Origin of the sequence: Stenotrophomonas sp. BIO128-Bstrain (genome assembly GCF_030128875.1) — a bacterium.
GTDB lineage: Bacteria > Pseudomonadota > Gammaproteobacteria > Xanthomonadales > Xanthomonadaceae > Stenotrophomonas > Stenotrophomonas bentonitica_A.
Window position 1 is genome coordinate 3,209,560 of record NZ_CP124620.1, and the last position, 19,998, is coordinate 3,229,557.

General features: G+C 67.2%; 19 protein-coding genes. 5 read left to right on the forward strand and 14 right to left on the reverse strand.

What is annotated here, in order from left to right:
• Window positions 1-16 precede the first annotated feature (16 nt).
• A complete protein-coding gene (gene ybaK, locus POS15_RS14755; RefSeq protein ID WP_284128360.1) occupies window positions 17-490 on the forward strand; it encodes a Cys-tRNA(Pro) deacylase in 474 nt (157 codons plus the stop codon).
• Window positions 490-1,005 carry a hypothetical protein gene (locus tag POS15_RS14760; protein ID WP_284128361.1) on the forward strand — a complete coding sequence of 172 codons (516 nt, stop codon included), beginning with the start codon at window positions 490-492 and terminating at the stop codon, window positions 1,003-1,005. Before ybaK ends, POS15_RS14760 begins: the two co-directional genes overlap by 1 nt.
• Window positions 1,006-1,176: 171 nt before the next feature.
• Here the strand turns inward: POS15_RS14760 and POS15_RS14765 are convergent, their stop codons facing one another.
• From POS15_RS14765 to POS15_RS14785, 5 genes are all read right to left on the reverse strand, one after another.
• Window positions 1,177-1,734: a DUF3228 family protein gene (locus POS15_RS14765; protein ID WP_284128362.1), complete on the reverse strand. Its 558-nt coding sequence runs from the start codon at window positions 1,732-1,734 to the stop codon at window positions 1,177-1,179.
• Window positions 1,735-1,788: 54 nt separating this feature from the next.
• The gene (locus tag POS15_RS14770) at window positions 1,789-2,526 is read right to left on the reverse strand and encodes a response regulator (RefSeq protein ID WP_046273653.1); all 738 of its coding nucleotides are present in this window, start codon (window positions 2,524-2,526) and stop codon (window positions 1,789-1,791) included.
• The gene (locus POS15_RS14775; protein ID WP_284128363.1) at window positions 2,523-3,593 is read right to left on the reverse strand and encodes a histidine kinase; all 1,071 of its coding nucleotides are present in this window, start codon (window positions 3,591-3,593) and stop codon (window positions 2,523-2,525) included. The genes POS15_RS14770 and POS15_RS14775 overlap by 4 nt, the downstream gene beginning before the upstream one ends.
• Window positions 3,594-3,613: 20 nt before the next feature.
• Complete coding sequence (locus POS15_RS14780) at window positions 3,614-4,534, reverse strand: alpha/beta hydrolase (RefSeq protein WP_046273652.1); 921 nt, start codon at window positions 4,532-4,534, stop codon at window positions 3,614-3,616.
• A gap of 120 nt (window positions 4,535-4,654) precedes the next feature.
• On the reverse strand, window positions 4,655-5,545 hold the full coding sequence (locus POS15_RS14785; protein WP_019182474.1) for a TIGR01777 family oxidoreductase: 891 nt from the start codon (window positions 5,543-5,545) through the stop codon (window positions 4,655-4,657).
• Between the two features lie 124 nt (window positions 5,546-5,669).
• Between POS15_RS14785 and metF the strand changes: the two genes are divergently transcribed.
• On the forward strand, window positions 5,670-6,497 hold the full coding sequence (gene metF / locus POS15_RS14790) for a methylenetetrahydrofolate reductase [NAD(P)H] (protein ID WP_019182475.1): 828 nt from the start codon (window positions 5,670-5,672) through the stop codon (window positions 6,495-6,497).
• A gap of 50 nt (window positions 6,498-6,547) precedes the next feature.
• Window positions 6,548-7,114: a hypothetical protein gene (locus POS15_RS14795; protein ID WP_019182476.1), complete on the forward strand. Its 567-nt coding sequence runs from the start codon at window positions 6,548-6,550 to the stop codon at window positions 7,112-7,114.
• On the opposite strand, the gene POS15_RS14800 is transcribed toward POS15_RS14795, so the two are convergent.
• From POS15_RS14800 to POS15_RS14810, 3 genes are all read right to left on the reverse strand, one after another.
• A complete protein-coding gene (locus POS15_RS14800) occupies window positions 7,104-8,063 on the reverse strand; it encodes a Nudix family hydrolase (RefSeq protein ID WP_019182477.1) in 960 nt (319 codons plus the stop codon). The genes POS15_RS14795 and POS15_RS14800 overlap by 11 nt on opposite strands.
• A 253-nt stretch (window positions 8,064-8,316) precedes the next feature.
• The gene (secA, locus tag POS15_RS14805; RefSeq protein WP_019182478.1) at window positions 8,317-11,049 is read right to left on the reverse strand and encodes a preprotein translocase subunit SecA; all 2,733 of its coding nucleotides are present in this window, start codon (window positions 11,047-11,049) and stop codon (window positions 8,317-8,319) included.
• A 168-nt stretch (window positions 11,050-11,217) separates the two neighbouring features.
• The gene (locus POS15_RS14810; RefSeq protein ID WP_019182479.1) at window positions 11,218-12,168 is read right to left on the reverse strand and encodes a M23 family metallopeptidase; all 951 of its coding nucleotides are present in this window, start codon (window positions 12,166-12,168) and stop codon (window positions 11,218-11,220) included.
• 12 nt (window positions 12,169-12,180) lie between these two features.
• Between POS15_RS14810 and POS15_RS14815 the strand changes: the two genes are divergently transcribed.
• Window positions 12,181-12,621 (forward strand): DUF721 domain-containing protein, encoded by a 441-nt coding sequence (locus POS15_RS14815; protein WP_026069663.1) that lies wholly within the window; start codon window positions 12,181-12,183, stop codon window positions 12,619-12,621.
• A gap of 295 nt (window positions 12,622-12,916) precedes the next feature.
• On the opposite strand, the gene lpxC is transcribed toward POS15_RS14815, so the two are convergent.
• From lpxC to murC, 6 genes are all read right to left on the reverse strand, one after another.
• Window positions 12,917-13,828 carry a UDP-3-O-acyl-N-acetylglucosamine deacetylase gene (gene lpxC / locus POS15_RS14820; RefSeq protein WP_019182481.1) on the reverse strand — a complete coding sequence of 304 codons (912 nt, stop codon included), beginning with the start codon at window positions 13,826-13,828 and terminating at the stop codon, window positions 12,917-12,919.
• A 215-nt stretch (window positions 13,829-14,043) separates the two neighbouring features.
• Complete coding sequence (gene ftsZ / locus POS15_RS14825; protein WP_019182482.1) at window positions 14,044-15,276, reverse strand: cell division protein FtsZ; 1,233 nt, start codon at window positions 15,274-15,276, stop codon at window positions 14,044-14,046.
• Between the two features lie 280 nt (window positions 15,277-15,556).
• Complete coding sequence (ftsA, locus tag POS15_RS14830) at window positions 15,557-16,792, reverse strand: cell division protein FtsA (protein WP_017355446.1); 1,236 nt, start codon at window positions 16,790-16,792, stop codon at window positions 15,557-15,559.
• Window positions 16,789-17,550, reverse strand: coding sequence for a cell division protein FtsQ/DivIB (locus POS15_RS14835; RefSeq protein ID WP_019182483.1), 762 nt, complete (start codon window positions 17,548-17,550; stop codon window positions 16,789-16,791). The genes ftsA and POS15_RS14835 overlap by 4 nt, the downstream gene beginning before the upstream one ends.
• The gene (locus POS15_RS14840; protein ID WP_019182484.1) at window positions 17,547-18,530 is read right to left on the reverse strand and encodes a D-alanine--D-alanine ligase; all 984 of its coding nucleotides are present in this window, start codon (window positions 18,528-18,530) and stop codon (window positions 17,547-17,549) included. Before POS15_RS14840 ends, POS15_RS14835 begins: the two co-directional genes overlap by 4 nt.
• Window positions 18,527-19,963 carry a UDP-N-acetylmuramate--L-alanine ligase gene (gene murC / locus POS15_RS14845; protein WP_019182485.1) on the reverse strand — a complete coding sequence of 479 codons (1,437 nt, stop codon included), beginning with the start codon at window positions 19,961-19,963 and terminating at the stop codon, window positions 18,527-18,529. The genes POS15_RS14840 and murC overlap by 4 nt, the downstream gene beginning before the upstream one ends.
• Between the last annotated feature and the right edge of the window lie 35 nt (window positions 19,964-19,998).

Genomic DNA, 19,998 nt, shown 5'->3' on the forward strand with positions numbered 1-19,998 from the left:
GGGTTACGATGCCGCCATGACCCCCGCCATCAACCTGCTGAAGACCTCCGGCATCGCGCACACCGTGCTGTCCTATCACCATGACGCCGCCGCCGAATCCTACGGTGGCGAGGCCGTGCAGCAGCTCGGACTGGATCCGGCCCAGGTGTTCAAGACCTTGCTGGCAAACACCGAGACACATGAGCTGCTGGTGGCGATCGTGCCGGTGAGCGGCACCCTGGACCTCAAGGCACTCGCCGCCGCGGCCGGCTGCCGGAAGTGCGGGATGGCCAACGCCGAAGCGGCGCAGCGCGCGACCGGTTACCTGGTCGGCGGGATCAGCCCACTGGGGCAGAAGAAAAAGCACCGCACCTTTCTTGATGCCAGCGCGCAGGCCTTGCCGACCGTGCATGTCAGTGCGGGTAGGCGTGGGCTGGAGGTGGCGCTGGCACCGGCCGATCTGCTGCGGCTCACCGGCGGATGCTATGCCGCCATCGGCAAGGCCCGGTGATGCGCGGGCCTTTCAACCGGGACTCAGTCGCCCCCACTGAGGGACCTGGCGCGCAGCACCTGCAGGCGCTGCTGTCATCCGAGCCTGACCGCATCTACAGCGCAGCCTGCGCCATCGCCCAGCTCCGTGATCCGGCCGAACTGGACGCGCTTTCGCCGTGGGTCGAACGGATCGAGCGCGCCACCGCGGACATCGCGCTGGGTGGCGCCCTCTTCGCCAACAACCATCACCTGCAGTTCGCCCTGCGCCGGCTGCGCTTCTGGCGGGACCGGGCCGGCTGCCTGTGTGCGCTTTACCCGCACTACCCGTTCTTCGATCCGCGTCGCGAGGCCACGCGCGGGCATGTGGTCATCGATGCCGTGGGGGAAGCCGAGGACGGCTGGGGCGAGGCGCATGCCGTCACCTGCGTGGACTGCGCAACGCACTTGTTGGCCACCGACCGCGAGTATCACTACCCGTGGTGGGAGTGGAAACTGACGCGTCCCACCGTGGAGGGAACCCCAACGCATGCGTGATTGCATCGCCGCTGCACATCGTACTGGCGCGACGCTTGGGCGCATGGGCATCCAGGTGGACGCTCTATAGACCTGTAGAGCCACGCCATGCGTGGCTGCGTTCGCCCCGGTCCGCGTGCAGCCACCCATGGGGTGGCTCTACAGGGGAGGCGTGCAGCGAGCCTGGGCGCCTCAGGGACGCCAGTTGGCGTTGCTCTCCCAGAACGCCACCGCGCGCGCATAAGCGTCGCGATCCAGCGGCACACCCGAGCCGCCTTCTTCCACGCCCAGCGCATTGCGCATCATGGTGATCGGGGCCATCGGCACTTCCTCCGGCTCGGCGGTGTAGATGCAGCCCACGATGCCCCACTCCGCATCGATGGGTGAGCCCTCTTTTGCCAGCTGCTCGGCGCTGTACAGGATCACCACCAGGTAGTTCGCGCGCGGGGATTCCACGCCTTCGAACCAGCGCACCAGCACCGGCAGCTCCTCGCGGTTGCGCGCTTCATAACCACTGCGCAGCTGGTGACGGTTGGCCTCGGTGATCGGCACGGTCAGGCAGCGCGTGGAGGTCCAGTTTTCGTACACATGCAGCTTGCAGAACGGCGCGTAGCCATCGAGCACCTTGAACGGCGCGTGCGTGTTGAGGTGCTGTTCGAACTGCTCGGCGCTGCAGTCCTGGATGGTGTTGCCGCGCGGCACGCGGGGGAACAGGCGGGGACGGGCGAATGCAGTGAGGACGATGGACATGGGCACAGTCAGGCGGTGGAGATCCCATACAGGGTAGCGTGTGCGGCGCGTGCCCTACAGCGCCAACCGCTCACGCAGCTCGCGCGCCTGGCGCCGCGAGACCTCGACCTGGCTGCCGTCGTCGAGGGTCAGGTCGTAGCCATCGCCGAGCGATGGTTCGATCGCCCGCACGCGGCGCAGGTTGACCAGGGTGTTGCGGTTGGCGCGGAAGAACATCGCCGGCAGTCGTGCTTCCAGGGTACTGAGGCTGCGTGCCAGCACCGCGTTCTGGTCACGGAACCAGAGCCGGGCATGGTTGCCGTCGACCACGATCTTGCGGATCTCGCCCAGTGCCACGAACCAGCAGCGCTCGCCATCGCGCAGGAACACCTGATCGTCGGCGCCCAGCAGGTCACGCGTGGCGTGCGGCGCTACAGGCGCGGCCGGCACCGGGAGGCGCGCCCGGCCGCGTTCCAGCGCCGCCCGAAGGCGGTCGGCCTCCACCGGCTTGACCAGATAATCGAGCGCATTGGTGTCGAAGGCGCGCACGGCGTACTGGTCGTAGGCGGTGACGAACACCACCATCGGCACGGTCTCCAGTCCATCCAGCACATCGAACCCCTCACCCGAGGGCATCTGCACATCCAGCAGCACCAGGTCGGGCTGCTCGCGCAGGATCGCATCGCGCGCGGCGGGTACATCGTCCGCCTCACCGACACAGTCCACCCACGGGATCGCCGCCAGCAGCGTGCGCAGTTCACTGCGCGCCAGCCGCGCATCGTCCACGATCAGCACGCGCAGGGAGGGGCTCATTGCCGCACCTGCAATCGGGCCATCATGCGCTCGCCCTGACGCTCCAGCAGGAACGTGCCGCGGCCGGATGCGGAACGCGACTCGTCCAGGCCGAGCTGGGCGCGCAGATACGTCAACCCGATACCGTGGCCTGCGCTGCTGGCGTCGTGCGGGGCGGGATTGTCCACCTCCACCCGCAGCCAGCCGCCATCGAGGTGCACGCGGATCGTCAGCTCGCCACCGCCCGGGTGGACCGCGATGCCGTGTTTGATCGCGTTCTCCACCAGCAGCTGCAGGGCCATCGGCGGCAGCCGTGCGGACAGCGCGGCGGGGTCGATATCGGTGCGCACCCGCAGGCGGTCTTCGTAGTGGATCGCCTCCACCGCGAGGTAGTCCTGCACCACGCGCCACTCCTCGGCCACGGTCACCCAATCGCCATCGGTATGCACCAAGGCGTGGCGCAGCGTGCTGGACAGATGGGTAACCATGTCGCGTGCGCGCGCCGGGTCTTCATTGATCAGTGCACGCAGGTTGTTGAGCGCGTTGAACACGAAGTGGGGATTGAGCCGCGCACGCAGTGCCTGGTGCTCCAGCGTCGCCCGCTGTGCTTCGGCGCGCAGCTGTGCCATTTCACTGTGCCGGGCCCGCAGCAGCGCGCGGCGGCCGGTCCACAGTGCGCACCACACGCTCAGGACGATGGCGGTATTGAACCAGTAGCCGAAGACGGCGGCCGGGCGATAGTTCGCACGTTGCCCCGGCAGCTGCACCCAGTCCCAGGCCAAAGCGGGCAGTAGCACAGCGGCGGTGAGCACCTGGGTAGCCGCTGCCACGATCACCACCGCGAGCAGCAGCCGCCACGTCAACCCAAGCAGATCGCGCTGCAACCAGTCATGGCCAAGCGCCCAGCGGCGGATGAACGCGCTGCCCACCCACAAGCAAAGCGACACCATCAGCGAGATCAGGACGATGCCGGACCAGTGGCCTCCATAGGAAAACCCGAGCACCAGGCTCACCCCAAGGTAGACCAGCCAGACCGCGCTGTTGCGCCACCAGAAGCCGGAACTGCGTGCTGCCTGCGTCGTGCTCATCATCTCCATGCCGCTATCGATCAGGGCGCCGCAGGCAGATCGAGGAAGTCCCGGATCTGCGTCTGCAGCCAGCGCGGATCATCCCACATCAGGAAGTGGTAGCCGGCGCGGCTCATCTCGATCCGCACCCCGGGCAGCGCGGCGTACTGCGTCGCGAACACCTGGCGCGTGCTGGCTTCGGTCGCACCGAACGGCTGGTAGGCCGCCCAGGCACCTAGCACCATCACCGGGGCGGTGATGCCGGCGATCGGCTGGCGCAGGTCGGTCATGGTCATCGAATACATCGCGTTGGCGGTGGTGGCGCGGTCACTGTCGCGTCCCCATTGCTTCAACGTTGCAACATGTTCTGGTGCATGCGCCATCCCGGCCACCGCGGCATCGGTCTGCGCCGCGTACCGGGTGGCGTCGGCGGCGAGCATGCCGGCCCGCATCTGCTCGGCCATCGGCTTGAGCGTAGCCGGTGTCGCCGCCGGGTTCTGCACCGCGCCGAAGTAGGGCAAGGCATCGACGATCACCAGTGGGCCGATCTTCTGCGGCGCCGCGATCGCCATCTGCAGGGCCAGGACGCCGCCGAGGCTGTGGCCGATCACCGCCGGATGATCGAGCTTGCGGTCGGCGCTGTAGGCCAGCAGGCGGTCCCGCATGGCGCTGAGGAAATCATCGCTGGCCACGGCGGGCGCACCGGCGAAGCCGGGCAGCTGGATCAGGTGGCATTGCACCTGCGGCTGCAGCGCGGCGCAGGTCTCGCGCCAGACCTGCGCGCCGCTGTTGAGGCCGGGGATCATGAGCACCGGTCGGCCGGTGCCGATCACCTCGACCTGCAGATCCTGAAACGCTTCGGTCGCTGCGTGGGCGGGGCTGACCAAGGTGGCCCAGGCGGTGAGCGCGAGTGCGGCCAATGGCGCAAGGGAGTGGATGCGGCGGTTGCGGCGGGTCGACATGGCAGGCTCCGGCTGGGGTGAGCCTGCAGACTGCCGCACGCAGGCACGGCCGGGGCGATGACATGAGCAGCGGCCGCAGCGGGCCATGAGCGGTCGCCAGGCGGGGATGGAAATGCGACCTCAGCGCTCCGGCGCGCCCACGATCGCCTGCAGGGCGCCCGGCAGCGAGGGGTACTGGAACGTGAAGCCTTCGGCCAGCGCGTGTACCGGTTGCACGTTCTGCCCGGTCAACAGCAGCCCGGCCATCTCGCCGAACGCCACCTTGAGCGCGAAGGCCGGGGTGGTCAGCCGCGCAGGACGATGCAGCGCTTCGCCCAGCGTGGTGGCGAACACGCGGTTGGTGACGGTACCCGGCGCGGTCCCATTGTAGGCACCGCGCGCCTGCCCGTTGCCCAGCAGCCACAGGATCATGCCGACCAGGTCCTCGCGGTGGATCCAGCTCATCCACTGCCGGCCGTCGCCCATCGGGCCGCCCACGCCCATCCGGAACGGGGGCAGCATCTTCAGCAGGGCCCCGCCGTCCCGGTCGAGCACGATACCGGTTCGCAGCACGCAGGTACGCACGCCGAGGTCTTCCGCCTTCAGGGCCTCCGCTTCCCATTGCCGGCACAGCATCGCCGCGAAGTCATGCCCGGGCGAGGCGGTTTCATCCAGGGGTGTGCTGTCACGCGGGCCGTACCAGCCGATCGCCGAACCGGACACCAGCACCCGGGGCCGTTCGGGCAGCGCAGCGATCCAGGCGAGCAGCGCCTGGGTGGTGCCGATCCGGGAGTCGCGCAGCGCCTGCTTGCGCGCATCGCTCCAACGGCCGTCCATCAGCGGCTCGCCGGCCAGGTTGACCACCGCCTGGACCGGGCCGACCTCGTCCAGCGTGGCAACGCTGCGGATCCCCGGCTGCGGGTTCCGCCCGGGCCGGCGGGTCAACACGATGGGGTCATGGCCCTCGGCCAGCAGGCGCGCGCACAGGCGGCTGCCGATGAAGCCGGTGCCACCGGTCACGAGAATCTGCATGGCGATTGCTCCGGAAGATCAGCGCTCACTGTACCCGGCGCGGCGTGCACGGCGCATCGACTCACTTCACATTCATCGCGATGAAGAGATATGATTGAGCCACACCCGCCGACGCGCCCCGCCCATGACCGCCATCAGCTTCGAGTTCTACCCGCCCAAGACCGACGACCAGCGTGCCCAGCTGGACCGGACCGCGGCCAAGCTGAAGGCCTTCGCGCCGGAGTACGTCTCGTGTACGTTCGGTGCCGGCGGCTCCACCCTCAGCTATACCTCCGAAACCGTTCGCCACCTCAAGCAGCACCATGGTTTCGAAGCCGCCCCGCACCTGTCCTGCGTCGGTGGCAGCCGCGAGGAGATCCGCGAGCTGCTCAAGCTGTACCGCGCGATCGGCTGCCGGCGGATCGTCGCCCTGCGCGGTGACCTGCCCTCCGGTATGGGCCATCCCGGCGATCTGCGCTATGCCTCCGAACTGATCAGTTTCATCCGTGCCGAGCATGGCGATGCGTTCCGCATTGAAGTGGGCGCGTATCCGGAGACCCATCCGCAGGCCAGCGACGCCCTGCTCGACCTGAAGCACTTCAAGACCAAGATCGACGCCGGCGCCGATGCGGCGATCACCCAGTACTTCTTCAACGCCGACGCGTACTTCCACTTCGTCGATGCCGTGCGCGCGCTGGGCGTGACCGTGCCGATCGTGCCGGGCATCATGCCGATCTCCAATTTCAGCCAGCTGCGCCGCTTCTCCGAGCAGTGCGGTGCGGAAATCCCGCGCTGGATCGGCAAACGCATGCAGGCCTATGGCGACGATGCCGAATCGGTCCGCGCGTTCGGTGCCGAGGTGGTGGCCAGCCTGTGCGAACGCCTGGTCGCCGGCGGCGCCCCGGGCCTGCACTTCTACACGCTCAACCTGGCCAAGCCGACCACCCAGGTGCTGAAACTGCTGCGCAGCTGAGGCGGTTTCGCATCGCTTGCAGATAACGCCGGCGCCGCTACGCTGCTGCGATGAAACCGCTCGTGTGGCTCCTGCTGTGTGCGCTGTGCCTGCCCTCGCTGCCCGTCCTGGCGCAGGCGCCGCAGCGCGTGAACCGCTGTACCAACGCGCAGGGCGAAACCGTCTTCACCGACCGCCGCTGCGATGCAGTGGGTGCTACGTCGCGCTTGCCCCCGCGCACCGCGAGCGTCGGCAACACCGGCATCTATCGCGCCGGCTGCGCGCGCCGGCTCAGCGAGCTGACCGGCCAGATCCGCGACGCGGTCAGCGCGCAGGACGTGAACCGGTTGTCCTCGATCTACCTGTGGAGCAACGTCTCCAACGCGACCGCGAACCACATCATCGGGCGGCTTGAATCGGTGGTTCAGCGCCCCCTGGTCGACATCGCCCCGATCTACCCCGAAAGCGCGCCGGTGATGGTGGACCCGGCGCTTGCCGCTGCAGGTCCTGAATCGGCGCCTTCGCGCCCCCGCCCCATCGGACTGCGCATCGAACAGACCCTGGGCAGCACCGCCACCCCGGCCCGGACCGTGTTCGGCCTGCGGCGTCAGTACGGCTGCTTCTGGATCACGCTGTAGCCGGCCACAGCGAGCGGATCGCCGCGATGCCCTGCGCGCCGTGGCGGCGCGCCTGCTCGATATCGCCGGGGGTCATCCCGCCCAGCGCGTACAGCGGCAGCGAGACCTGCTCGCGCAGCGCTTCGAACGCGTCCCAGCCCAGCGGCGCTATGCCGGGATGGCTGTCCGTCGCCTGCACGGGTCCCAGCACCGCAAAATCACAGCCCAGCCGCTGCGCCGCCTGCAGCTGCGCCAGATCGTGGCAGGAGGCCGCCACCAGCTGACCGGCCGGCAGCGGCCGCTCGCCCAGCGCCAGCAGCTGCTCACTGCCCAGATGCACCCCGACGCCCAGCCGCCCGGCCAGGTCGATATCCCGGTTCACCAGCCACTGCGTGCGCGGCCCATGCTGCTGGATCACGCGCTCGGCCAGCGCCACCCGCGCCGGACTGGAGGGCGTGCGCAGCTGCACCCGGCGCACGCCACTCTCCAGCGCCTGCGCCAGGCGCCCCAGCCATGCCTGGTGGACACTGTCCTCCTCGCCCTCCAGCTCCGGGGTGATCAGATACCGATCCGGCTGGCGCAACGCCGCCACCACCGGCAGGTCCGCCGGCGGCATCGAGTACCGGTGCAGTTTGTCCGGGGCCACCCAGGTGATCGCCTGCCCTTCCCGCCCACGCGGCGAGCCCTTCCAGCCCTGGATCCGGCGCACCTCGAGGCGGAGCCGCTTGTCCGGGTAGATCTGCGGCACGTCCATGATCCACTCACCGACCTCCGCCTCGATCCCCAGCTCCTCGCGCAGTTCCCGCACCAGGGCCTGCTCGGAGGTCTCGCCGGGCTCCCGCTTGCCGCCCGGGAACTCCCACAGGCCGGCCATATCGCGGTTCTCGGTACGTCGGTTGAGCAGGATGCGGCCGCGGGCATCGGTGATGACGCCGGCCACGACATGGATCGAACGAAGGGGAGATGACATACCCGGAGGATGCCCAAAGCGGCCCCGGTGACGCAATGCCCCTGCGGGTAGTTGTGGAGGCGCAGTGTGGATCGTCGTGGTGTCTCCGCTCGGGGTTGCCGCGAGCGTAAGGGCCCCAGCGCCGACCCAGCCACCGCCGCCCTGGAGCAGGTCAGACCGCGCTGCATGCCTGCCACACGGATGTAAGAGGAGCCAAAAAAAGCCCCGCACAAGGCGGGGCTTCTTCAGCACTTCCGATCAGCGGATCAGCCAATCAGCTCAGCTGCCCATGGCAGTGCTTGTACTTCTTGCCGCTGCCGCACGGGCACGGATCGTTGCGGCCGACCTTCGGCTCATCGCGGGTGACCTGCGGCACGCCGTTCTGGGCGGCCTCCACCTGCGCGGCCTCTTCGTCGGCACCGTAGCCGCCGGCGTCCTGGTGCTGGAACTGCGACTGCAGCAGGCGTGCTTCGGCCTGCTGACGCTCGGCCTGCTCCAGTGCCGCCACTTCCTCTTCGCTGCGGATGCGCACGCGCGCCAGCAACGTCACCACTTCGCGCTTTACGTTCTCGAGCATTTCCGAGAACAGCTCGAAGGCTTCCTTCTTGTACTCCTGCTTCGGCTGCTTCTGCGCATAACCGCGCAGGTAGATGCCCTGGCGCAGGTAATCCATGCGCGCCAGGTGCTCCTTCCAGCTCTGGTCCAGCACGGTCAGCATCACGTGCTTCTCCAGCGCGCGCATGGTCTCGTCGCCCACGCCGGCTTCCTTCGCGGCGAAGTGCTCGTCCACCTTGGCCTGCACCTTCTCGGCGATGCCTTCGGCGTCCAGTTCCTCGTGCGCCTTGACCAGCTCGGTCAGCGACATGTCGATGCCGAAGTCCGAGGCCAGCGTCGCTTCCAGACCCTGCAGGTCCCACTGCTCATCGATCGAGTTCGGCGGCACGAAGCGCGCCACCACATCGAAGATCACGTCGCCGCGGATGCCATCGACGTTCTCCTTCACCGACTCCGCATCCAGCAGTTCGTCGCGCTGGCTATAGATCACCTTGCGCTGATCGTTGTTGACGTCGTCGAAGTCCAGCAGGTTCTTGCGGATGTCGAAGTTGTGCGCTTCGACCTTGCGCTGCGCCTTCTCGATCTGGCGGCTGACCAGACGATCCTCGATGACGTCGTCTTCCTTCATGCCCATCATGCGCATCGCCTTCTGGACCCAGTCCGAGGCGAAGATGCGCATCAGGTTGTCTTCCAGCGACAGGTAGAAACGGGACGAACCCGGATCGCCCTGGCGGCCCGAACGGCCACGCAGCTGGTTGTCGATACGGCGTGATTCGTGGCGCTCGGTACCGACGATGTGCAGGCCACCGGCCGCCTTGACCGCGTCATGGCGCTTCTGCCACTCGGCCTTGACCTGGGCGCGCTGCTCGTCGGTGGCGTCTTCGCCCAGCTCATGCAGCTGCGCTTCCAGCGAACCACCGAGCACGATATCGGTACCACGGCCGGCCATGTTGGTGGCGATGGTCACCGCGCCCGGCATGCCGGCGTTGGCGATGATGGTCGCTTCGCGGTCGTGCTGCTTGGCGTTGAGCACTTCGTGGTGCACACCGGCCTTGGTCAGGTGCTCGGACAGCATCTCCGAGGTTTCGATCGAGGTGGTACCCACCAGCACCGGCTGGCCGCGCTCGTTGCAGGCCTGGATATCGGCCAGCACGGCGTTGAACTTGCCGTTGCGGTTGAGGAACACCTGGTCCGAACCGTCCTTGCGGATGGTCGGGCGGTTGGTCGGGATCACCACCACTTCCAGGTTGTAGATGCTCTGGAATTCGTAGGCTTCCGTATCGGCCGTACCGGTCATGCCGGACAGCTTCTTGTACATGCGGAACAGGTTCTGGAAGGTGATGCTCGCCAGGGTCTGGTTCTCGCGCTGGACCGGCACGCCTTCCTTCGCTTCCACCGCCTGGTGCAGGCCATCGGACCAGCGGCGGCCGGCCAGGGTACGGCCGGTGAATTCATCGACGATCACCACTTCGCCATCGCGCACGATGTAATCCACGTCGCGCTGGTAGATGGCATGCGCGCGCAGGGCGGCATTGAGGTGATGCACCACCGTCAGGTTCTGCGCGGCGTACAGGCCTTCGGTTTCGGCATTGAGGATGCCGGCTTCGACCAGCAGCGCCTCGGCATGCTCCATGCCCGCTTCGGACAGATGGACCTGCTTGCCCTTCTCGTCCACCCAGAAATCGCCCTCGCCTTCCTCGGCATCCTGCTTGATCAGGTGCGGGACGACGCGGTTGACGCGGATGTACAGCTCCGGGGAGTCATCGGCCGGGCCGGAGATGATCAGCGGGGTACGGGCTTCATCGATCAGGATGGAGTCGACTTCGTCGACGATGGCGTAGTGCAGGCCGCGCTGGTAGCGGTCCGCACGGGACAGCGCCATGTTGTCGCGCAGGTAATCGAAGCCGAATTCGTTGTTGGTGCCGTAGGTGATGTCGCTGGCGTACGCCTCGCGCTTGTCGCCGTGCGGCATGCCCGGGTAGACCACGCCCACGCTCAGGCCCAGCCAGTTGTAGAGCTTGCCCATCTGCGCCGAGTCACGGCGGGCCAGGTAGTCGTTCACGGTGACCACGTGGACGCCCTTGCCTTCCAGCGCGTTGAGGTAGACCGGCAGCGTGGCGACCAGGGTCTTGCCTTCACCGGTGCGCATTTCGGCGATCTTGCCCAGGTGCAGGACCATGCCGCCGATCAGCTGGACGTCGTAATGGCGCATGCCGAGCACGCGGCGGCTGGCTTCACGGCAGACCGCGAACGCTTCGGGCAGCACCTTGTCCAGGGCTTCACCGTCAGCGATGCGCTGCTTGAACTCCGGGGTCTTGGCCTTGAGCTGCTCGTCGGAGAGCTTTTCGATTTCCGGCTCCAACGCATTGACCTTGGCGACGATGCGGTTGAGCTGGCGCAGCTGTCGTTCATTACGACTGCCGAAGACGCGGGTAAGCAGGCTGTTGATCATTGAAGGAACCGGTTGGAATGAGACGCCCCAACGGCGGCGCTCTCCCCGGGGGATGCGCACGCCGCAAACGAAACAGGGCGCACCGCGCCCTGTCTATGGCAACACCCATTGTAGCTTGGGACGGGGGTCCGGCGTTTCAAGCACCCCCGTTCAAGTTCGTTACCGTGATCAGCCCCGCGAAACGCGGCCGACCGGGGTGTTGCCGCCATCACCGAGGAACTTGCGCGGATTGACCACCTGGCCGCGTTCCCAGACCTCGAAGTGCACGTGGGCACCGGTGGAACGGCCCGTGGAACCGGCCTTGGCCACTTCCTGGCCGGCCCGGACCAGATCGCCCGGCTTCACCACCAGGCGCGAATTGTGCGCATAGCGGGTCACATAGCCGTTGCCATGGTCCACATCGACCACGTTGCCGTAACCGCCCTTCACGCCGGCGAAGCTGACCACGCCATCGGCCACCGACATCACCGGGTCACCAACCTTGGCGTGGAAATCCATGCCCTTGTGGGTGGCCGCACCGCGACCGAACGGATCGCTGCGGGTACCGAAGTTGGAGGTGATGTAGGTGTTGCGGATCGGCATGCGCGAGGGCACGGCATTCTGTTCGAGCTGGTGGTCGAACATCAGCGATTCCATCACCGACAGCTGGCGGCCTGAAGCAGCAAAGCGCTGCTCCAGCACCTGTAAGTCGGCGTTGACCGCGCTGACCGGGATGTCCTGGGTCGGGCCGGGCTCGCCTTCACCGAGGCCGGGGGTCTCGTTGAAGTCGAATTCGCCGTCTTCCAGTTTGCCCATCTGGGTGAGTCGTTCGCCCAGGGCGTTGAGACGGGTGGCCTGCGCCTGCAGCTCGCCCATCCGCGCTGCCAGCGCGTTGACCTGGGTCTGAGCGTCCTTCTGAGCCTGCGCCAGTTCGCGTTCCTGCTGTGCGACCTTGGCGTGGAGCCGGGAATCGTTGAACATGCTGCCACCGATACCGGCACCGAAGCCGATCAGGCAGCCCACCCCCAGCACACTGCCCAGCAGGGCACGGGGGGAATCTTCGAAGTAGAAACGCAAACGCGCCAGCGGCGTCTTGGCCTGTCCTTCACGCGTTTTGATTACGATCTTTTTGAATGCCATCAGTGAGTTTTCATGTCTGAGCCGAAATCCAGTGCCCGTTCCCCATCCACGCCGAAGCCGGCGCTGGATGCGGTCATGGCGGACAAAGCCGGTAACCCGCTGCGTCGTGCCTTGTGGCTCGACGCGCTGGACCGTCAATTGCGCCCCCATTTGCCGCCTGCACTGGCCACCCGTTGCCGGCTGGCGAATGTAAACGGCGAGCACCTCGTTTTTCTCGTCGAATCTCCCGTGTGGCACGCCAAGGTCCGGCTTGCCGAAGCACAGTTGATCGACGCGGCCCGGTCCATCGGGCTGAAGGTCACCAAGGTGACCGTCAAAACAGCGTCCGCCCCTCCCCCACGCTCCCCAGCGATCGACAACAGGAATGGCCCCCACGCTGTTTCAGCCGCCACGCACAAAGGGCTACGCGACGCGTTGGCTTGTCTGCGCGACGTGGATTCCTCCAAGTCGTGAAGCCATCGGGGCATCCCGCCCCTTCCCGGCCGCGTCACGATCACGTGAACTTTGGCTGGGAGCCGGTCTGCACTGTAGCGGCGTCGGTGCCGCCAGTCGTTAGTGTTTTATTAAATTAACGTTAAATTCGGCACAAACCTTGATGAGGTTCACAAATCTGTGCGCTGTGCACCCCTACGGTTCATTGACGTCAAGATCACGCGGTGTTGAGCCCGTCCTGACCCCCTGAAACAGAAACGGCGCCTTGGGCGCCGTTCTATTTTCTTTCAGATCAATGGGTTGGCCAGCACTTGGCTCAGGCGTAGGCCGGCAGACCATAGACGACGGGGGCCTCGACCGCAGGCGACTCGTAGCTGACCCACTCCCACGCGCTGGCATCGGCCAGCAGGGCGCGTACCAGCTTGTTGTTGAGCGCATGGCCGGACTTGAAGCCCTCGTAAGCGCCGAGCACCTGGCCACCGGCCAGGTACAGATCGCCGATCGCGTCGAGGATCTTGTGGCGCACGAACTCGTCGGCGTAGCGCAGGCCGTCGTCGTTGAGCACGCGGAACTCGTCGAGCACGATGGCGTTGTCCATCGAACCGCCCAGGCCCAGGTTGCGCTCGCGCATGTATTCCAGATCCCGCATGAAGCCGAAGGTCCGGGCGCGGGAGATTTCCTTGGTGTAGGCCAGGGTCGAGAACTCGATTTCCGCGCGCGACTGCTTGGCCGGGATCATCGGGTGGTTGAACTGGATGGTGAAGCCGAGCTTGTAGCCTTCGTACGGCTCGAAGCGGGCGACCTTGTCGCCATCGGTGACTTCCACCGTCTTGAGAATGCGGATGAAGCGTTTCGGCGCGTCCTGTTCGGCGATGCCCGCTGACTGCAGCAGGAACACGAACGGGCCGGAGGAACCGTCCATGATCGGCAGCTCGGCCGAGGACAGCTCCACGATGATGTTGTCCACACCCAGGCCGGCCAGGGCCGACATCAGGTGTTCGACGGTCTGGATCTTGGCCTCGTGGTAGGTCAGGCCGGTGCACAGCGTGACTTCGGTGACCAGGTCCGCACGCGCGGGCACTTCCACCACCGGGTCCATATCGACGCGGCGGAACACGATGCCATGGTTGACCGGGGCCGGGCGCAGGGTCATGTAGACCTTGTCACCGCTGTGAAGGCCGACGCCGGTGGCGCGGATCGTGTTCTTGAGGGTGCGTTGCGGGATCATCGGGGGCAGGACCAGAAAGCGCGCGGTCAGCGCGGCTGTGACAAACAAGAATAACACGCACTACCGCTGTCCCTTCCGTGAACCGTGGTGCGTCGACAGCACTGCCCGGACGTGCGCGATGCACGACGGCGGTCAGACTGCCGGGCCGATCCTGGCCCGGCAGCATGGGACATGGAGGTGCTTACCGGGGAGGACAAGACCCCGGCCAGCGTTACTCAGTCCGCCTGGCGGCGCAGGAACGCCGGGATGTCCAGGTAATCGTTGGGCAGTTCAGCGGCGGCCGGACCCGAAGCGCTCGGAGCCGACGGTGCCACGGTGTCGGCACTGGGACGACGCAGGCCCATGCCCATGCCCATCCCGCCGACGGCCTTGGAGACCGCATCGCCGCCGTTGTCGAATTCGCCGAACTCCGGCTGGCCGGTGGTGGCGTTGCGGACCAGCTTGATCGGTGCGCGCTCGCCCGGACGCTGGGTCTTGGCGGTGACGGCACGATTCAGGCCGGTGGCGACCACGGTCACGCGGACTTCGTCCTGCATGTCCGGGTCCAGCACGGTACCCACGACCACGGTGGCATCTTCGGAGGCGAAGCCATCGATGGTGCGGCCGATCTCGTCGAACTCGGCCATCGTGAAGTCGGCGCCGGCGGTGATGTTGACCAGGATGCCGTTGGCACCGGCCAGGTTCACATCGTCCAGCAGCGGGTTCTGGATGGCGGCTTCAGCCGCGGCCTGGGCGCGGTCATCGCCACGCGCGGTGCCGGTACCCATCATCGCCAGGCCCATTTCGGACATGACGGTGCGCACGTCGGCGAAGTCGACGTTGATCAGGCCCGGACGCACGATCAGATCGGCGATGCCCTGCACGGCGCCCTGCAGCACGTCGTTGGCGGCACGGAAGGCCTGGATCATGGTGGCGTTGCGGCCCAGCACGGTGATCAGCTTTTCGTTCGGGATCGTGATCAGCGAATCGCAATGCTGGCTCAGCTCTTCGATGCCCTTCAGCGCGACCTGCATGCGGCGACGGCCTTCGAACGGGAACGGCTTGGTGACCACGGCGACGGTCAGGATGCCCATCTCCTTGGCCAGCTGCGCCACGACCGGGGCTGCACCGGTGCCGGTGCCGCCGCCCATGCCGGCGGTGATGAACACCATGTCCGCACCCTGCAGGGCATCCATGATGCGCTCACGGTCTTCCAGCGCGGCCTGGCGGCCGACTTCCGGGTTCGCGCCTGCGCCCAGGCCCTTGGTGACGTTGGTACCCAGCTGCAGCTGCAGCTTGGCACCGCAATTCTTGATGGCCTGCGAATCGGTGTTGGCGGTGATGAATTCCACGCCGTCCACACTGGTGCTGACCATGTGCGCCACGGCGTTACCGCCGCCGCCGCCCACGCCGATCACCTTGATCACCGCATTGGGTGCCATCTTTTCAATCAGTTCGAAATGCGCCATGTCCGTGTCCTCGTGTTGCCGTTTACGCGGGACGGGGGCTTCGGAGAATCCTTCTCCTGTCCTCCCCACCGTCGTGCCGGCGAGTTGTAGTTGGTATGCCGGGCTGGATAGAGCCAACCGCGACGGTGTTGCCTGCTTCAATGGTCGGCCAGGTGGCCGGGTAATGCGCTTGCTGTGTACGTCGTGATGCGGGGTGTTGCGGCGTTGCGTGGACGGTGTGTGGATTTTTCGGGAACTGCTTATCGCTTATTGCATGTGTACTGCCTGTTGCGGGCCGCGATCAGAACTCGCCGCGGAACCAAGTTTTGAGCTTCTTGAACATGCTGCCGGCGCGGCCGGTCGGCAGCGACGGGCGACGCGGGTGTTCGATCTGGCTGCCCATCAGCAGCAGGCCCACGCCGGTGGCATGCACCGGGTTGCCCACTACTTCGCCCAGGCCGGTGACGTGCTGCGGGATGCCCACGCGTACCGGCATCTGCAGCATTTCCTCGGCCAGTTCGACCACGCCTTCCATCTTCGAAGCGCCGCCGGTGAGCACCATGCCGGCGCGCACCAGTTCCTCGAAACCGGAGCGGCGCAGTTCGGCCTGCACCATCTCGAAGATCTCTTCGTAGCGGCCCTGCACCGCCTGGGCGAGTGCATGGCGCGGCATCCGGCGCGGTGGACGATCACCGACGCTGGGCACCTGGATGCTTTCCTCGGCGGTGGCCAGCTGGGCCAGGGCGCAGGCGTAGCGCACCTTGATCTGCTCGGCTTCCGGGGTCGGCGTGCGCAGCATGTGCGCGATGTCGTTGGTGACGTGGTCGCCGGCGATCGGCAGCGAGGCGGTGTGGCAGATCGCGCCCTGCACGAACACGGCCAGGTCGGTGGTACCCGCGCCCATGTCGACCAGCACCACGCCCAGCTCGCGCTCGTCGGCGGTCAGCACGGCCACGCTGGAGGCCAGCGAGGACAGCACCAGGTCATCGACCTGCAGGCCGCAGCGCTGCACGCACTTGGAGATGTTGGCGGCGGCCGACTGTGCGCACACCACCAGGTGGGCGTGCACTTCCAGGCGCACGCCGGTCATGCCGACCGGGTTGCGGATGCCTTCCTGCGAATCATCCAGCACGTACTCACGCGGGATCGCATGCAGGATCTTCTGATCGGCCGGGATGGCCACCGCCTTGGCTGCGTCCAGCACGCGGTCCAGGTCGCCCCAGGTCACTTCGCCGTCGCGGATCGGCACGATGCCGGGCGAGTTCTTGCACTGCACGTGGTTGCCGGAGATCGAGGCGTACACCGAGCGGATCTCGCAGCCGGCCATCAGCTCGGCCTCTTCGACCGCACGCTGGATGGACTGCACGGTCGATTCGATATCCACCACCACGCCGCGCTTGAGACCGCGCGATTCGTGCGAGCCGATGCCGATGACCTCGATCGGATTGCCCGGCGAATACTCGCCGACCAGCGCCACCACCTTGGAGGTGCCGATATCCAGACCGACGATCAGTGATTTGTCACCCTTGCGATTCATGTCCTGTCCTGCGTCCTGTGCGCCACATTGGCCGGCGCGGCCGGTGCGGCCGGCGTCGCCGGAGCCGGGGTACCCCAGCTCAGTGTGAAACCATTGGTATATCGGAGGTCGGCGCGCTCGATCGGCGCCGCCTGGTTGGCCAGCTGCGGCAGCACGCGCACGAAGCGCTGCAGGCGCGAGCGGGCATCGTCGCGGCCGACGACCACTTCGGTGCCGTTGCTCAGCACCAGCGACCAGCTGCCGCGTGCGTCCATGGTGACCCGCTTGACGTCCACCCCGGCCGGCGCGAACAGCGCGCGCGCATCGTTGTAGAGCGCCACCACTTCTTCGGTCTGGCTGTCCGGACCATCCAGGTCGGGCAGTTCCAGGTCCTGCAGTTTCTTGGGCGTGGCGAACAGCTTGCCCTGCTCGGAGAGCAGGCGGTCATGGCCCCAGCGCGCGAACGGCTTGTGCTCGACCAGGGTGATTTCCAGCACGTCGGGCCACTGCTTGCGGACCTGCGCGCTTTCCACCCACGGCAGCGTTTCGATGGCGTCCTGCGCATCCTGCAGCTTGACCGCGAAGAAGCCGGACTTCGCATACGGCAGCACCACCTGCTGCAGCTGCTCGGCCGGCACCCGCTTGAACTCACCGTGCACACGCAGCTTGGCCAAGGGCCACCGCTCGGCACCGACCCAGCCGTTGAGCACCGCCACCACGGGCAGTGCCACGACCGACAGGGCCAGCAACCAGACGAAGATGCGCAGCACCGCGTTCATGCGTGGCGGTTCTCCTGCGCTGCGTGACCCGGCAGGGTCTGTTCCAGTACGCGCCAGACCAGCTCTTCAAAGCCGATCCCGGCCTGGCTGGCCGACTTGGGCACCAGCGAATGGCTGGTCATGCCCGGCGCGGTGTTCACTTCCAGCAGGTAGAAGCGGCCCGTGCTGCGGTCGCGCATCACGTCCACCCGGCCCCAGCCGCGGCAACCGGCAGCGCGGAACGCGGCCAGTGCAAGGCGGCGGATCTCGATCTCGTCCTCGCCTTCCAGCCCCGGGCACAGGTACTGGGTGTCCTCGGCGATGTACTTGGCGTTGTAGTCGTACCACTGGCCCTTGGGCACGATGCGGATCGACGGCAGCGCCTGGTCGCCCAGGATCGCCACGGTCAACTCGTCGCCGACCACCATCTGCTCCATCAGCAGCTGGCCGTCATAGCGCACTGCCAGTGCGACCGCCTCATCCAGGCCGGCCTCTTCCACCACGCGGCTGATGCCGACGCTGGAGCCTTCGTTGGCCGGCTTGACCACCACCGGCAGGCCGAGCTCGGCTGCGGCGGCGTGGACATCGGAGGCCTGGTCCAGCGCGATGAAGCGCGGGGTCGGCAGGCCGTGCGAGATCCACACCTGCTTGGTGCGGATCTTGTCCATGCTCAGCGCCGAGCCGAGCACGTCCGAGCCGGTGTACGGCACTCCGAAGGCCTCCATCAGGCCCTGCACGATGCCGTCCTCACCACCGCCGTTGTGGCCGTGGAGGATGTTGAAGACGCGGTCGAAACGCTTCTCGACCAGCGCCAGCGCCAGGGCCGGGATGCCATCGACGGCGATCGCATCGACGCCGCGCGCGCGCAGCGCTTCGATCACGTTGCGGCCCGAATCCAGCGAGACGTTGCGCTCGCTGGAGGTGCCACCCAGCAGCACGGCGACGCGGCCGAACATGGCCGGATCGGTGAGGCGCAGGGGCGGGAAGGTCAGCGCGTTCATGCCGCCGGGGCCTCCTGGAAGCCTTCGCCGGCGATCTGCTGGGCGATGTAGCCGATGTCGCCTGCGCCCATCATCAGCAGCAGGTCACCGTCCTGCAGGACGTCGGGCAGCACGTGCGCCAGTTCGGCGGCGTTGCCGACCACGACCGGCTCGCTGCGGCCACGCGCGCGGATGGCGCGCGCCAGCGAACGCGAATCGGCCCCCGGGATCGGCGCCTCGCCGGCCGGATAGACCTCGCTCAGCACCAGTGCGTCCACTTCGGAGAGGACCGCCGCGAAGGCGTCGAACTGATCGCGGGTACGGCTGTAACGGTGTGGCTGGAACGCCACGACCAGGCGCTGGCTCGGCCAGCCGCCGCGGGCGGCGGCGAACACGGCGGCCAGTTCGCGCGGGTGGTGACCGTAATCATCGATCACACGCACCTTGGCACCGGTGTGCGTGGTGACGATGCCCAGATCGTTGAAGCGGCGGCCGATGCCGGCAAAGCTTTCCAGCGCGCGTGCGATCGCCTCCGGCGCCACGCCCAGCTGCCAGCCCACGGCCGCGGCGGCCAGGGCGTTGAGTACGTTGTGTGCGCCCGGCAGGGCCAGCGTCACCGGGTGGCTGCTGCCTTCGGGCAGGCGCAGGGTGAAGCGCATGCGCGGGCCATCCTGGACCACATCCTCGGCGCGCACGTCGGCGTTGCTGCTCATGCCATAGCTCATGACATGGCGCGGCGTCTGCGCGGCCAGCGCGGCCACTTCCGGATCATCGATGCACAGCACCGCCAGGCCGTAGAACGGCAGGCGCTGCAGGAACTCGGCGAACGCAGCCTGGACCCGGGCGAAATCGTTGCCGTAGTTTTCCAGGTGGTCCGAATCGATGTTGGTGATCACCGAGACCAGCGGGTTCAGGCGCAGGAAGCTGCCATCGCTTTCATCGGCTTCGGCCACCAGCCACTGGCCACTGCCGAGCTTGGCGTTGGCACCGGCAGCGAGCAGCTGGCCGCCGATCACGAAGGTCGGGTCCAGCCCGCCTTCGCTCAGCACCGCGGCGGTCAGGCTGGTGGTGGTGGTCTTGCCGTGCGTGCCGGCCACCGCGATGCCGCGGCGGAAGCGCATCAGTTCGGCCAGCATCGCCGCGCGCGGCATGATCGGAATGCGCTGGCTGCGCGCTTCCATCAGCTCGGGGTTGTCATCGCGGATCGCGCTGGAGACCACCACGCAGTCGGTGCCGAGCACGTTGGCAGCCGAATGGCCACGCATCACGCGCGCACCCAGGCCGGCCAGGCGACGGGTCGCGGCGTTGTCGGCGTTGTCCGAACCGGACACTTCATAGCCCAGCGTCAGCATCACTTCGGCGATGCCGCTCATGCCGGTGCCGCCGATGCCGACGAAGTGCACGCGCGGGAACGCACGTACCAGGTCGTTGGTGTCGTGGAGGCGGCGGATCATGCGCGGCCTCGCGCCAGGCTGGCGCGCGTAGCGGT

Bases quoted from the DNA above. Each gene is read 5' to 3' on its own strand.
- ybaK (WP_284128360.1), top strand. From the start codon at position 17: ATGACCCCCGCCATCAACCTGCTGAAGACCTCCGGCATCGCGCACACC.
- POS15_RS14760 (WP_284128361.1), top strand. From the start codon at position 490: ATGCGCGGGCCTTTCAACCGGGACTCAGTCGCCCCCACTGAGGGACCT.
- POS15_RS14765 (WP_284128362.1), bottom strand. From the start codon at position 1,734: ATGTCCATCGTCCTCACTGCATTCGCCCGTCCCCGCCTGTTCCCCCGC.
- POS15_RS14770 (WP_046273653.1), bottom strand. From the start codon at position 2,526: ATGAGCCCCTCCCTGCGCGTGCTGATCGTGGACGATGCGCGGCTGGCG.
- POS15_RS14775 (WP_284128363.1), bottom strand. From the start codon at position 3,593: ATGAGCACGACGCAGGCAGCACGCAGTTCCGGCTTCTGGTGGCGCAAC.
- POS15_RS14780 (WP_046273652.1), bottom strand. From the start codon at position 4,534: ATGTCGACCCGCCGCAACCGCCGCATCCACTCCCTTGCGCCATTGGCC.
- POS15_RS14785 (WP_019182474.1), bottom strand. From the start codon at position 5,545: ATGCAGATTCTCGTGACCGGTGGCACCGGCTTCATCGGCAGCCGCCTG.
- metF (WP_019182475.1), top strand. From the start codon at position 5,670: ATGACCGCCATCAGCTTCGAGTTCTACCCGCCCAAGACCGACGACCAG.
- POS15_RS14795 (WP_019182476.1), top strand. From the start codon at position 6,548: ATGAAACCGCTCGTGTGGCTCCTGCTGTGTGCGCTGTGCCTGCCCTCG.
- POS15_RS14800 (WP_019182477.1), bottom strand. From the start codon at position 8,063: ATGTCATCTCCCCTTCGTTCGATCCATGTCGTGGCCGGCGTCATCACC.
- secA (WP_019182478.1), bottom strand. From the start codon at position 11,049: ATGATCAACAGCCTGCTTACCCGCGTCTTCGGCAGTCGTAATGAACGA.
- POS15_RS14810 (WP_019182479.1), bottom strand. From the start codon at position 12,168: ATGGCATTCAAAAAGATCGTAATCAAAACGCGTGAAGGACAGGCCAAG.
- POS15_RS14815 (WP_026069663.1), top strand. From the start codon at position 12,181: ATGTCTGAGCCGAAATCCAGTGCCCGTTCCCCATCCACGCCGAAGCCG.
- lpxC (WP_019182481.1), bottom strand. From the start codon at position 13,828: ATGATCCCGCAACGCACCCTCAAGAACACGATCCGCGCCACCGGCGTC.
- ftsZ (WP_019182482.1), bottom strand. From the start codon at position 15,276: ATGGCGCATTTCGAACTGATTGAAAAGATGGCACCCAATGCGGTGATC.
- ftsA (WP_017355446.1), bottom strand. From the start codon at position 16,792: ATGAATCGCAAGGGTGACAAATCACTGATCGTCGGTCTGGATATCGGC.
- POS15_RS14835 (WP_019182483.1), bottom strand. From the start codon at position 17,550: ATGAACGCGGTGCTGCGCATCTTCGTCTGGTTGCTGGCCCTGTCGGTC.
- POS15_RS14840 (WP_019182484.1), bottom strand. From the start codon at position 18,530: ATGAACGCGCTGACCTTCCCGCCCCTGCGCCTCACCGATCCGGCCATG.
- murC (WP_019182485.1), bottom strand. From the start codon at position 19,963: ATGATCCGCCGCCTCCACGACACCAACGACCTGGTACGTGCGTTCCCG.